This window comes from Luteimonas sp. RIT-PG2_3, from assembly GCF_054902115.1.
Map to the genome: position 1 here is coordinate 366,972 of NZ_JBUBPF010000002.1, position 12,681 is coordinate 379,652.

General features: G+C 61.5%; 10 protein-coding genes. 6 read left to right on the forward strand and 4 right to left on the reverse strand.

The annotated features are described in order from the left end of the window. The first annotated feature begins 85 nt into the window (after positions 1 to 85). Positions 86 to 1,750 carry an NAD(P)/FAD-dependent oxidoreductase gene (locus ACYX7E_RS04415; protein ID WP_462079469.1) on the forward strand — a complete coding sequence of 555 codons (1,665 nt, stop codon included), beginning with the start codon at positions 86 to 88 and terminating at the stop codon, positions 1,748 to 1,750. Positions 1,751 to 2,118: 368 nt separating this feature from the next. Here the strand turns inward: ACYX7E_RS04415 and ACYX7E_RS04420 are convergent, their stop codons facing one another. Then, positions 2,119 to 2,346, reverse strand: a complete 228-nt coding sequence (locus ACYX7E_RS04420) for a protein NO VEIN domain-containing protein (RefSeq protein WP_462079348.1) — start codon at positions 2,344 to 2,346, stop codon at positions 2,119 to 2,121. Between the two features lie 222 nt (positions 2,347 to 2,568). Between ACYX7E_RS04420 and ACYX7E_RS04425 the strand changes: the two genes are divergently transcribed. Beyond that, entirely contained in the window at positions 2,569 to 3,480 is a 912-nt protein-coding gene (locus tag ACYX7E_RS04425; RefSeq protein WP_462079349.1) for a bifunctional GNAT family N-acetyltransferase/nucleoside diphosphate kinase regulator, read from the forward strand. Positions 3,481 to 3,721: 241 nt separating this feature from the next. Here the strand turns inward: ACYX7E_RS04425 and ACYX7E_RS04430 are convergent, their stop codons facing one another. Beyond that, complete coding sequence (locus ACYX7E_RS04430; protein ID WP_462079350.1) at positions 3,722 to 4,162, reverse strand: FKBP-type peptidyl-prolyl cis-trans isomerase; 441 nt, start codon at positions 4,160 to 4,162, stop codon at positions 3,722 to 3,724. 210 nt (positions 4,163 to 4,372) lie between these two features. Here ACYX7E_RS04430 and ACYX7E_RS04435 point away from each other — a divergent pair, with 210 nt between their 5' ends. The 4 genes from ACYX7E_RS04435 to ACYX7E_RS04450 all read left to right on the forward strand — a co-directional run bounded on the left by ACYX7E_RS04435 (position 4,373) and on the right by ACYX7E_RS04450 (position 11,043). Next, entirely contained in the window at positions 4,373 to 4,978 is a 606-nt protein-coding gene (locus ACYX7E_RS04435; protein WP_462079351.1) for an RNA polymerase sigma factor, read from the forward strand. Next, entirely contained in the window at positions 4,968 to 6,047 is a 1,080-nt protein-coding gene (locus ACYX7E_RS04440) for a FecR family protein (RefSeq protein ID WP_462079352.1), read from the forward strand. Before ACYX7E_RS04435 ends, ACYX7E_RS04440 begins: the two co-directional genes overlap by 11 nt. Before the next feature lie 97 nt (positions 6,048 to 6,144). After that, a complete protein-coding gene (locus tag ACYX7E_RS04445) occupies positions 6,145 to 8,841 on the forward strand; it encodes a TonB-dependent receptor domain-containing protein (protein ID WP_462079353.1) in 2,697 nt (898 codons plus the stop codon). A 93-nt stretch (positions 8,842 to 8,934) separates the two neighbouring features. Next, positions 8,935 to 11,043 carry an Atxe2 family lasso peptide isopeptidase gene (locus ACYX7E_RS04450; RefSeq protein ID WP_462079354.1) on the forward strand — a complete coding sequence of 703 codons (2,109 nt, stop codon included), beginning with the start codon at positions 8,935 to 8,937 and terminating at the stop codon, positions 11,041 to 11,043. 245 nt (positions 11,044 to 11,288) lie between these two features. Here ACYX7E_RS04450 and ACYX7E_RS04455 read toward each other — a convergent pair whose 3' ends face one another. After that, entirely contained in the window at positions 11,289 to 12,194 is a 906-nt protein-coding gene (locus ACYX7E_RS04455; RefSeq protein WP_462079355.1) for an SDR family NAD(P)-dependent oxidoreductase, read from the reverse strand. A 115-nt stretch (positions 12,195 to 12,309) separates the two neighbouring features. Beyond that, positions 12,310 to 12,552, reverse strand: coding sequence for a hypothetical protein (locus tag ACYX7E_RS04460; RefSeq protein ID WP_462079356.1), 243 nt, complete (start codon positions 12,550 to 12,552; stop codon positions 12,310 to 12,312). Positions 12,553 to 12,681 lie beyond the last annotated feature (129 nt).

Below are 12,681 nucleotides of genomic sequence, written 5' to 3' on the forward strand. Positions count from 1 at the left end.
GATGGGTCTGCCAGGCGGCTGCTGGCTGGATGGCCGCTGGAATCAGTCAGCAAAGTAGAATGTGCCCATCCAGGCAGGCTCTCCCATGCTCCGAGTTACCGATCTGAAGCTTCCGCTGGACCATGACGAGGCCGCGCTGCGGTCCGCGATCATCGCGCGACTGGGGATTTCCGCCCACGAACTGAGCGGATTTATCGTGGCCAAGCGCAGCTACGACGCGCGCAAGCGCGGTGGGATCGCGTTGATCTATGCCGTGGATGCGCAGACCACGCGCGAGGCCGACATCCTGGCGCGTCTGGCCGCAGACCAGGCTGCGCTGGATGGCAAGGTGGGCCCGGCGCCCGACACCACGTATCAGCCGGTCGCGACCGCGAGCGAGCGACAGGATCTGCGCCCCATCGTGGTCGGCATGGGGCCGTGCGGTCTGTTTGCGGGGTTGGTGCTGGCGCAGATGGGACTGCGCCCGATCATCCTGGAGCGCGGCAAGAACGTGCGCGAGCGCACCGTGGATACCTTCGGTCTGTGGCGGAAGAAGATCCTCAATCCCGAGTCCAACGTGCAATTTGGCGAAGGCGGTGCGGGGACCTTCTCCGACGGCAAGCTGTACAGCCAGATCAGCGACAAGCGGCATTACGGCCGCAAGGTGCTGACCGAGTTTGTCAAAGCGGGTGCGCCTGAGGAAATCCTCTACGTCAGCAAGCCGCATATCGGTACGTTCCGATTGGTGTCGATGGTCGAAAACATGCGCGCGGATATCGTGGCGCTGGGTGGTGAGATCCGCTTCTCGCATCGCGTCGATGATCTGTTGGTGGAGACCGATGCGGCTGGCACGCGTCATGTGCGCGGCGTGACGCTGGCCGATGGCAGCGAAGTTCGCGCCGACCACGTGGTCATGGCCCTGGGGCACAGTGCGCGCGATACTTTCTTCATGCTGCATGAGCGCGGCGTTTTCATGGAAGCCAAGCCATTCTCGATCGGCTTTCGCATCGAGCATCCGCAATCGATCATCGACCGCGCGCGCTTTGGCCCGCAGGCGGGCCACCCGATCCTGGGCGCGGCAGATTACAAGCTGGTGCATCACTGCGCCAACGGGCGCTCGGTTTACAGCTTCTGCATGTGTCCAGGCGGCACCGTGGTGGCCGCAGCCAGCGAACCCGGACGTGTGGTGACAAACGGTATGAGCCAGTATTCGCGCAACGAGCGCAATGCCAACGCGGCCATCGTGGTCGGCGTTACGCCCGAGGATTACGCCGAGTACGACAACAGCGGTAGTCCGTTGGCGGGTGTCGCGCTGCAGCGGCATTGGGAGGCGCAGGCATATCGGCTGGGTGGCGAGACCTATGAAGCGCCAGGGCAATTGGTCGGTGACTTTCTGGGTGCGCGCGCATCGACAGCGTTCGGCACGGTGCAGCCCTCGTACACGCCGGGCGTGAAGCCGGGTGATCTGGCCACTGCATTGCCACGCTACGCCATCGATGCCATCCGAGAAGCGTTACCGGCGTTCGACCGGAAGATCAAAGGCTTCGCAATGGACGATGCCATCCTGACGGGCGTTGAGACACGCACCTCATCGCCGGTGCGCATGACGCGCGGTGAGGATGGCCAGAGCCTCAACACGCTGGGGCTGTTTCCCGCAGGCGAAGGTGCCGGCTACGCGGGCGGCATCCTGTCGGCAGGTGTTGATGGCATCAAGGCCGCGGAAGCCGTCGCCATGGCGATGATCGCGGCAGGCACCGCACGCATGATCTGACGGTCCGCGGGACGGCCAGTGCGTGAAGTCGATACGCGTAAGCATCGGAAGAATGGAAGAATGGGGTCAGGTTCATTTTCCAACCGCTGATTTCGGTCTCCCGCGCGATTGGATCTCCATGCTGCGGCCGATAGGGCCTCCGTAAGCTTGTCGGCCGCGACCAGTCTGCCAAGAATCACGGTCGAGATGTCCCATTGCGCCAGATCGCGGGCACGCAACAGCGGCTGGCGCTTGGCGACAGCCTCTTCGAGCCTGGTCGGAGATCGGGCTGGCGCATGTAGCAATTTCTAGTCAGTTATCAATAAATGACTAGTAACTGCTACATCGACATAGTCGCTCCTATTCATCTCAGTCCGGGCGTCTGGTCTCTACCAGCCTACCGATGGCGGCATGCTTGGTCGATCGCGGAAATTGAAGATCCGATACAGCCGATAGATCTCGGCATCGATCTCGGATCGCGCCAGTTCGTTTCTGCTCACGTAGAACGGCGTGAGCTGACCGAAAGGTGTGGTTTTCACGTCGATCAGACGTTCGCGGCCGCTTTCTTCGTAAGACAGTACGTCGAAACATGTGCAGAAAGTACTGGGGCATGACATAGCGCACTCGCTGTGTGGGGCTGTGCGGGATAGCAATGACGCTATCGCTCTCCGTGACCTTCCTGAATGAAGCTATGAGAAAATGGAGAATGTTGAGACGGAATGCGGTTCAGGAGCCGCTGGATTCTGCAAGATCGGCCTTCCAGTTCTCAACGTTGACCCGAAAGAACCAGCACAGCAGCGACGTGACAGGCTTTCATTCTTGCGACCAAGGTAGCGAAGATGAGCAACCCTTTTGTTTCGTTGCGTCCAGAAATCACTCGGACACACGCACTGATCCTGATGGACTGGTTGGAAGATGAACGCGTCACCCGCTACCTGAGCGATTCCCGTAGCGTGTCTCGATTCATCGGACAGGCTGTCGGCCGAACGCAGATGCCGGTCCTGACGCATCTGTTCAATCAGGGCGGTCGCTTCTTTATGGCTTACGACCGAAACGATATCCCGATCGGCTTCGTCCGTCTGGTCAAGACAGGCGCTGACTGTGAAATAGTCTTGGTCATCGGGGATCGGAACAACTGGGGGCGGGGGCTTGGCGTCAGCACCATCCGCGAAGGTTTGAAGCTCGCCTTCCTCGACATGCGGGCCGAGGGCGTCACCGCTAAAATTCAGCCGAGCAACACGCGCTCGCTCAAGGGGTTTGAACGCTGCGGATTTCTTCCAAAAATCGAAACACCAACGCTCAATTCCCTGGCCATGACCTCTGTCCGGTATTTCCAACTCCTGCGCGAAGGCGCCATTGGAGACTCTGCCGGCATTTACGTCACGGAGATGGACAGAAATCGACTCCAGAGCCTGATTGAGTTCGAGGAAGGGGAGGCAATTGTGGAGCTCGAGTACGAGCTGGAGAGAGCCATTGTCGTTGATCCCAAGCGCGTCGCGCACGATGTCGTGACAATGAATTCCAGGGTCGTTCTGCAGTTGGACGACGAGCGAAAGGAAGTCGCTCTTGTCTATCCGCAAGACGCCGACGAACGCTCCGGGAAACTGTCGGTTCTCTCCGACGTCGGCGCCGCGATTCTGGGCTATCAGGAAGGCGATGCCATCGACTGGAGGATTGCAGATCGTACGCGACGTATCCTGATTGAAAGAGTGATATACCAGCCGGAATCGTCCGGTGATTTTCATCTCTAGCGCGTGTTATGGGCCTTGAAGGATGGTTGCCGCCATGGCTTTTGATGGCGCATCTCAATGGCCCTCGGCCCCTTTCCGCGGCATATTTTCCGTGGTCGTCGTCTCCACCGACGACGTCCGCGCCTTCGCCGAACAGATCCACCCGTTCGTCCCGGCCACGGACACCGTGCTGGGTATCGACGGCTTCGGCCGCTCGGACACCCGCGCCGACCTGCGCCGCCACTCGCGCAACTTTGCGGTCCTATCTCTGGATATCCAGCAACTCCACCTCGAAGACCAGCGAAGCGCCTGGCGGGATCGTTCTGCCCGCGCCTTCTGCACCGTAGCCGAGCCATGCGGGGATATGCAGCTCCCGTGTGCCACCGCGCTGCATGCCGGCCACGCCTTCGTCCCAGCCGCGGATGACACGGCCGGCGCCAAGCGGGAACGCGAAGGGCTGCCCGCGATCGCGGGAACTGTCGAATTTGGCGCCGCGTTTGTCGGCAGCGTTCTCGTCGTAGAGCCAGCCGGTGTAGTGCACGCTGACCTCGTCACCCGCGACAGCGGGATCGCCTTGCCCGATGGTCACGTCGATGCGCTGCAGTTCGGCCACATCACCGCCGGTATAGGGCGGTGGGCCCCCACAGGCAGCCAGCAGCAGGGCAAACAGTAGAGCGACGTGGCGGAGCGGGCGATAGGTCATGGAATAAGCACCGTAGACGGTTACCTTGGGGAGAGACCAAGGGTCTCACAACTCCGTGCCACTGTTGGTTGGCAGGAATTGGCTGAGCCTGCGCCTGAGGGGAGGCAAAAGCGTTCAGTTCACGCATTCAGCCAAAGAATGGGACGCAGGTACCCACATTTCCCTGTTGGATACTCTTGTTCATGAGGGACATTCCTGGGTGCGACCGGCATGGCCAGCGGCTACCGGCGGGATGACCGTTTTGTTCATGCAGTGATCGACATGTCCCAAAGCTGGAAGCACAGGTTCTTGACCACGATGGCCACCCTGCACGGGCGGCCTCTGCTGCGTTTCTTCGTCTCCCGTTTGCCAGACGCGGCCGAGGCGCCGGACATGGTGCAGGAGGTCTATCTGCGCCTGCTTCGGCTCAACCGGCCCGAGCTGATCCAGTCCCCGGAGGCCTATCTGTACACCATCGCGGGCAATATCGCCCGGGAGCAAAGATTAAAGCGGGTGACGCGCCCGCCCCCCATTGCGCTGGACGACACGCCGTTCGAAGCCTTGCCGGCTGACTCGGATGCGTTCGCCACCGCCACGCCAGAGCGCGCCGCCCTGGACGCGGATCGCATGCAGCGGCTGCAGGCCGTGCTGACGCAGCTTTCCCCCAAGGCGCGCGCCTGCCTGGTCTGGCATCGCCGCGACGGCCTGACCTACAAGGAGATCGGCGCACGACTGGGAATTTCCACCAATATGGTCAAGAAATACCTGTCCCAGGCCATGGCGCACTGCCATCAACGCCTGGGCGACACGCAGGGAGGCAACGACCATGTCGCGTGACCCGCACGACATTGCGCCGCAGATCAGTCAAGCGGCGGCGGAGTGGTTCCTCATCATGCGCGAATCCACGGTATCGGAGGCAGACCGCACCGGGTTTTCCGCCTGGTTGCAGGCGTCGCCGGTGCATGTGCGCGCCTATCTCGACGTGACCGGGCTCTGGAGCGATGCCGCACACCTCGATCCGGCGTTTCCGGTGCAAACGGATCTCGGAGGTGGGGTCGATAACGTGCTGCCGCTTCCCGATCAGGCGCGACGGCACGCAAATGTCGTCGCGGCCGTCGACACATCGGTATCCATCGCGCCGCAGCGAAAGCGCAGCCACCGCATATATGCCATTGCGGCCTCAATGGCGCTTCTGGCGGGTCTGGGGGGAGCTGTGGCTTGGTGGCAGATCGAGCAGCCACTGATCTACATCACGGATGTCGGCGAGCAGCGTGTGATCACCTTGGCCGACGGGTCGATCATTCGCCTGAACTCGCGTTCGCAGGTCAGGGTGCGTATGCGCGCCGACCAGCGTCTGATCGAACTGGTCGACGGGCAGGCCCTGTTCGAGGTCGCGAAGGATGCGCAACGGCCGTTCATCGTTCGCAGCGATACAGTCAGCACGCGCGCGGTCGGCACCCAGTTCGATGTTTACCGCAAACCTGTCGGCACCGTGGTCACGGTGGTGGAGGGTGAAGTGGAGGTGCGCACCGACGGCGCGATCGGTAAGTCCGATGTCGGGGCTGAGGGTGCGAACAGGCCGGTGGCGGTCAGGGCAGGCGAGCAGGTCATCGTCGGCCGTGCCGGCATCATCGAGCAACACGTGGATGCCAACGTCAACGCTGCCACTCGCTGGTTGCAGCAGGAGCTCGTGTTCGAAGGGCAACCCTTGAAATCCGTGGTGGAGGAGTTCAACAGATACCAGCGCATTCCCATCGTGCTGGACGATCCCGCGCTGGGCGAACTGCGTGTCAATGCCGTGTTCAACACCACCGGCCCCGAGCCGTTGTTGCACTTCGTCGGACGCATCGAGGACGTGCGCGTGGAACGCACGCCGCGCGAAATCCGCATCATCCGACGAGAGTGAGGTACCCACTTTCCGCGCAACGGTGCTCTTACTCCAGGTGACACACATGGCACGCCGCGCGCGACAGCCGGCGGCATCACCTGGGGAGAAATTTTTCATGATCAAGCGATCCTATCTGTGCGCGGCGCTGATACTGGTGTTGGCCGGTACCTCGCCCGTGCCGGCGCAAGTCCAAGCGCGGCACGCCATTGAGGTTCATGCCCAGGACCTGGGGACCGCACTCAAATTGCTGGCTCAGCAAGTGAAGCTGCAGATCGTGTATTCGGCCGATCTGGTTGAAGGAAAGCGCGCGCCCGCGCTGAGCGGGCCGCTGACAACAACCCAAGCCCTGGAGCAACTTTTGCAGGGATCTGGCCTGAAGTATGAGTTCCTGGATGCGCAGACGGTGACGTTGTCGCCGGTAGCCGAAGCTGAGGGGCAGCATCCGGCAGCAGTGTCGGGACAGGCGAGTGCTTTGGATGCCCTTTCGGAGGATGCGCAGGGACATGGCAGCACGCCTGCGTCCGCTGCATCCGGAGCTTCCTCCCAGTCATCATCCTCGGGGTCGATCTCGCGCACGCAAGACTTGGCGAGCATTACCGTCACGGGCACGCGCATCCGTGGTGGCTCAACACCGTCGCCCACAACCACGATCGGTTCCGAGAGAATCCTCGAGGAAGGCTTCAACGATCTGGGCGAAGTGATACGCGCGGTTCCGCAGAACTTCAATGGCGGACAGAACCCGGGATCCGGCTCGGGCAACATCGCGGGTGCCGGCGATGCACAGCAGAACATGACGGGGGGCTCGGGCCTCAACTTGAGGGGCTTGGGGGCTGATGCCACTCTGACATTGCTTAACGGGCGGCGCATGGCCTATGGGGGGTTCATCCAGTCGGTCGATATCAGCGCTATACCGGTGGCGGCGGTGGACCGGCTCGAGATCGTGTCGGATGGCGCATCGGCGATCTACGGATCCGACGCTGTCGGCGGTGTGGCCAACGTGATCCTGAAGCGAGATTTCGACGGCCTGATGCTCGGTGCGCGATATGGTCACGCGACTGATGGCGGACTCGCCACGCGCGAGTACAGTGCTACGGGGGGAACGACCTGGTCCAGCGGCGGGCTGATCGCGACCTACAGAAACGCCTCCACCGATCCGATCTATACCGAGCAGCGCCGCTACACCCAGTTGCTGATGGATCCTTCGACACTTTTCCCCGGAAGCGATCTGCGGAGCGGTCTCCTAAGCGCCTACCAGGCGCTTGGAGAACGCGTCGAGTTGCGCCTGGATACCCTCAGGACACGTCGCGACCAGCTGCAGTATTACAACTGGAACAACGTCGGCAGTCGCGTCACGCCTCAGACAACGACGACTCTGGTTGCGCCCAGCATCCAGTTCCTGCTACCCGGCGATTGGACACTTGATATCGGTGGGTCATGGGGAAAAGATGAGCACCATCAGTACCGTGTGCAGACCGTTCTTGCGACAGGCGTATCCTCGGTTGCGAGCAACGATTGCTATTGCAACGAAGTGCTCAGCTACGAGGCCAATGCGGAAGGGCCTTTATTCGCGCTCGCGGGAGGCGATGCGCGGATTGCTGTCGGCGTTGGCCAGCGCAGAAACGAGTTTCAATGGCGCAACTACCGGACGAACACCAATACTGCTATGGGTGAGGAGAGCTCCAGCTTCGCCTACGCAGAACTGAATTTGCCGTTTGTGGGCCCGGAACAGAGTATCGCCGGTGTACATCGGTTAGCGCTGACTGGGGCTGTGCGTCGCGAGGACTACGACAGTTTCGGCCAGGTCGCGACACCTAAGCTCGGTTTGATCTACGGACCCAGCAGTGATATCACCTTGAAAGCTTCGTGGGGACGGTCATTCAAAGCGCCAACGCTATTCCAGCAGCACTGGGTCGAGAGTCTGTACCTCTATCCGGCGACGACACTGGGTGGAACGGGATACTTGACTGGCGCCACGGTACTTGTCCGCCACGGCGGCAATTCAAATCTGGAGCCAGAAAGGGCGCGGACATGGAGTGCGTCGCTGGCCGTGCATCCCGAAGAGCTTCCTGGCCTGGAGGCCGAGCTGACGGTCTTCAAGATCGACTTCACAGATCGAGTGCTGCAGGCGATCAGTGGGGGAGGTCTGCTGCAGGCACTGAGCAACCCGATCCACGCCGAGTTTGTCGAATTCGCGCCGGCCTCAGGAGAAGTAGCGGAAGAAATCGATTCTGCCCTGAACTTTTCGAATTTTTCAGGCGCGCCCGTTGATATTTCCAACGTGGTCGCAATTATCGAGGGACGCAACATCAATGTCGCTCGTCAAGAAATCAGGGGCGTCGACCTTTCGGCTGCGTATCGATTCACCGTCGGCGACGGTCGTCTGACATTGAGGGGGGCAGCAAGTTGGCTGGACAGTACCCGCCAGAACAGCGCGGCCCAGAGCCAGCCTCCCTACGACCTTGCAGGAACATTGTTCAATCCACCGAGAGTCAGCAGCCGAATGGGCGGGGTATTCAGCCGTGGAGGTTTCTCGGCATCAGTCTTCGGTAACTACAAGGATGGCGTGACGAACCTCGTCGATCAGCAGAAAACGAGCTCGTTTGTCACTTTTGACGCCACGCTGCGCTATGCCGGACGCGAAGAGAGCGGGTTGTGGGCGGGAATTGAACTGGCGCTTTCGGTGGACAACGTGCTTGATCGCGAGCCGCCGCGGAACGTGGTCAGCGCGCCGATCTATGTTCCAGCATTTGACCAGACCAACTACTCAGCGATTGGACGCTTCCTGAGTCTGTCGTTGTCGAAGCGATGGTAAGGAAGCGTTTGCTCTGATGCGTGCTTGCTGCCATCAAGGTGAGAAGCGCGGCCAACTCGACTATATCCAAATCGTGATGAGGAAAAAATCCTGATGTCAATGTTCATGGTAAAGATGCTTGCCTGGGGCATACTGGCGATGGCGGTCGCAAGCCCATGTCAAGCGATCACGATCTCGTCGCGCCAGATTCTAGAGGTGGTGGACTTCTCCGCACCAATGGTTTCGCCTGACGGAAAGCAGGTGGCATATCGGATCGAACGCGCTTCCATTGAACTCAATAGCCATGACGCCATCTGGTACGTTCAAGACACCGATGGAAGCTCGCCGGCCCGACGTGTGGCTGAAGGCGGTGCGATACTGAGAGACGCCGCCGGGGTCACGTTGCCTGCATCCGCCGTCTGGTCTGCAGATGGCAGGTGGATCTACTACCGCGCGCTGATCGACGACAGAATTGATGTGTGGCGTGCAGCAGCTGATGGTTCAGGGGCCGCGCCGATGACGCATGACGCTGCAGACGTGCGCGATTTCTCCCTTGAAGGTGATGGTCGGATTCTTTTGTATAGCGTGGGCGCGACGCGCGATGAAGTACGTTCGGCCGAGCAGGCTGAATACGATCGCGGCATCCGTATTGAAGGCACCGTGCCTATTGGCCAGAATCTTTTCCGCTCAGGGAACGTCGAAGGAAGGCTGGCGACGCAGCGCTTTGCTGAGGTGTGGTTCGACCGCGTTGCATTGTTGGGCGATGCGCCGGACCGTTGGGTCTCACTTGATCTTGCAACGGGTGAGCGGCAGACATCGAGCGTTCCGGGAACACGTACGCTTTCCACGCCGACGGTGGACACTGCGGGGGTCCGAGGCGATCCCTGGAAGTCTGCCGTTGAAGTTGACGGTAGTCGAGTCGCTTTACTGACACGTATCGGAGATGGTAGCGGGCTACTGCATAGACCTGAGGTGCTTTTGTCGGTCAAAGCGCGTGATGTCGTGGAGTGCCGTTCCGATCACTGCGCCGACAAAGCGATGACCGGCGTCCAGTGGCGACCCGATCACGACGAAGTACTCTTCACTGTGACCGATCCGCGTCGGGGACTGGCGCAATCGATTCACGCCTGGAACCTTGGCACTGGCCAGGTCCGTCTTGTCGCGGAATCCCGCGGCTTGATCGCGGGCGGACGCACGCCATCGACCGAGTGCGGCGTCACGGCCAATGCACTTATCTGCGTGACTGCGGAAGCAGATAAACCTCCGCGCCTCGAAAGAATCGACTTGGACAACGGTGGGCGTCGCATACTTTTCGATCCTAATCAGGGGCTCGCGTCAGACATGACGCGGACCCTATCGGTACGTCTCCTCCAGTGGGAAGACGCCGATGGGCGGCAGTTTTCGGGGCAGTTCTATTCAACTCGACGCGTTGGAGCTGCTCCGATGCCGCTGTTTGTCACCTACTACAGTTGCCCGGGATTCGTCCGAGGCGGTGTGGGTGACGAGTGGCCGTTGATCCCGCTGGCGCAGGCTGGTATCGCGGCTCTATGCATCAATCAATTACCCGGATACACCGTGGATGCGGTCGAGCGGCATGGACAGGGACTTTCAGCGGTCGAGAGCGCGGTTGACCTGCTGTCTGCAGCAGGCGAGATCGATCGTGCTCGGGTCGGGATGGGAGGACTGAGCTTTGGCGGAGCAGTCACCTTGTGGACAGTCACAGAATCGGACCTTCTTGCTGCGGCATCGGTGGCTAATCCTGTGGTATCGCCGACCTATTATTTGATTTCCAGCATGAAGGGCGAAGGCTTCCGAAATGACTTGCGCCGCATGTGGGGTTTGGGTGCGATCGACGAGACCCCGGAGCGCTGGCAGGCGTTGTCGCCAGCTTTCAAGATCGAACGGTTTCGCGCACCGGTCCTTTTCCAGCATTCGGAGCAAGAGTACATGTATGCGCTAGATTACGTGATCCCACTTGTACTCGAACAGCGGGCGGACCTATATGTCTTTCCGCACGAGCCGCACCAGAAGTTTCAACCCCGCCACAAGCTCGCCGTCTACGAACGCAACCTCGACTGGTTTCTCTTCTGGCTGCGGGGCGTTGAGGACGATGCTTTCGTCAAGAAAACCCAATATACGCATTGGCGCACGATGCGGGAAAGCAGTTGCAGCAATGCGAGGGCGTTGACTGATGTCATGCCTTGGTACTGTCAGCCCAATTGATTTCTGGTTGGGGGTGGAAAAGCTCCTGCCTGATCTCGTGGGAAGATGGCACAGCATGTCGGCATAAAATGAATCCGAAGAGCATCGACGCTGGATATTCAGCGTCGCGCGCGGACTGTCCATGTAATCATTTTTCATCTGCAGACAGGCCGCGTATTGGCAGACTGCATGCCAGACGATGCCCTGCTCGAATATAGGCTTGTCGTGGCCGATGCTCCATCATTCCTGCACGCAACATGCCCTCCCTACTTGGCCGCAGGCGCCCCGGTCAGCTCCGCACTCAGCGTCGCCAGCCTTGCACGCGCGGCGGCATCGTCGGCCTGCGGGTCGGTCAGTGGTATGGACTTGCCGTCGCGGTAGTACGCGCCGGCTTGCAGCGAGGGCGCGCGGATCAGGCCCATGACGTGGTCGCGGCCTTCGGCCACCGTGGTGCGGGAGGGGATGCCGAGGCCCTTGACCATCGTGGTGTCCATCAGCGTGGCCGGGTGCAGGGAGATCATGGTGACGCCGTGCCGGGCAAACGTCGGGGCCAGCTCGGCGGTCATCATGACCTGCGCCAGTTTGCTCTGGCCGTAGCCGCGGTGGTGGGCGTCGGGCTGTTCGAGCATGACGTCGTCGAAGTCGATCGCGGACGCGCTGCCGGAGGCGACGTTGATGATGCGCGACGGTGCGGCGGCTTCGAGGTTGGGCAGCAGCCGGTTCGACAGGATCCAGCCGGCCAGGTAGTTCACGACGAACTGCAGTTCGTAGCCGTCGGCGTTGGCGCTGCGCTGCGGCGCATTGTTGAAGGCGATGCCGGCGTTGTTGACCAGCAGGTCGAGTCTGGGCGCGGCCTTGGCGATGCTGTCGGCGAAGTCGCGGACGGCCTGCAACGAGGAGAAGTCGGCGCCGATGAAGCGGGCCGAGCCCTTGCCTGATGCGGTGATCTCGTCGACGACGGCCTTGCCGCGCATCGCATTGCGGCCATGGACGATGACGTGCGCGCCGTCTGCCGCGAGGGCCAGCGCCAGCTCGCGGCCGAGGCCATCCGTCGAGCCGGTGACAAGAACGGTCTTGCCGGCATAGGACAACGGGGCTGCGGCGGTCTCGGCGCGTGCAGGGGCGACGACGAGCAGGAGGGACAGGGCGAAGGCGGCGAGCAGGGTGCGCATGGCGGGCTTCCTCGGAGAGCAGGGAACCCGGACTGTCCCATATTTTGCCCGACCTGGTCGCCGTCCGGCGCGCCGGGGCGGTCATGCCCGGGGAAGCCGACCAGCGGTCGGCCACTTATTCGATGGTCTGGTCCAGTTGCTCGGACGAGACCCGGTAGCCGGCGGCGTCGACGGCCTCGCGGACGTCCAGCAGTCCAGCGCCGAGGACATCGAGTTCGTCCGCATCCGCAGCGCCGACGATCTGGATGCAGCGGTCGTTGAACCAGGTCCAGAACTGGCGATAGGTCTTGCCTTGCCAGTGCTCGTGGCGGATGCCCTGGTAGAGCTCACTGACGGCGATGGTCAATTGATCGCGCATGGCGCAGGTCCGGAATATCGTAGGGAGGGACGCGTTGGCAACAGCGGCAGGGCTTGCCGGCGTTGAGGGCCGCCCCGCGCCGGTCGAAGGCGCGACGGGTGCGGTGCCCCAGGTGTCGATCGCTGGTCT

Bases quoted from the DNA above. Each gene is read 5' to 3' on its own strand.
- ACYX7E_RS04430 (WP_462079350.1), bottom strand. From the start codon at position 4,162: ATGACCTATCGCCCGCTCCGCCACGTCGCTCTACTGTTTGCCCTGCTG.
- ACYX7E_RS04435 (WP_462079351.1), top strand. From the start codon at position 4,373: ATGGCCAGCGGCTACCGGCGGGATGACCGTTTTGTTCATGCAGTGATC.
- ACYX7E_RS04445 (WP_462079353.1), top strand. From the start codon at position 6,145: ATGATCAAGCGATCCTATCTGTGCGCGGCGCTGATACTGGTGTTGGCC.
- ACYX7E_RS04425 (WP_462079349.1), top strand. From the start codon at position 2,569: ATGAGCAACCCTTTTGTTTCGTTGCGTCCAGAAATCACTCGGACACAC.
- ACYX7E_RS04415 (WP_462079469.1), top strand. From the start codon at position 86: ATGCTCCGAGTTACCGATCTGAAGCTTCCGCTGGACCATGACGAGGCC.
- ACYX7E_RS04450 (WP_462079354.1), top strand. From the start codon at position 8,935: ATGTCAATGTTCATGGTAAAGATGCTTGCCTGGGGCATACTGGCGATG.
- ACYX7E_RS04440 (WP_462079352.1), top strand. From the start codon at position 4,968: ATGTCGCGTGACCCGCACGACATTGCGCCGCAGATCAGTCAAGCGGCG.
- ACYX7E_RS04460 (WP_462079356.1), bottom strand. From the start codon at position 12,552: ATGCGCGATCAATTGACCATCGCCGTCAGTGAGCTCTACCAGGGCATC.
- ACYX7E_RS04420 (WP_462079348.1), bottom strand. From the start codon at position 2,346: ATGTCATGCCCCAGTACTTTCTGCACATGTTTCGACGTACTGTCTTAC.
- ACYX7E_RS04455 (WP_462079355.1), bottom strand. From the start codon at position 12,194: ATGCGCACCCTGCTCGCCGCCTTCGCCCTGTCCCTCCTGCTCGTCGTC.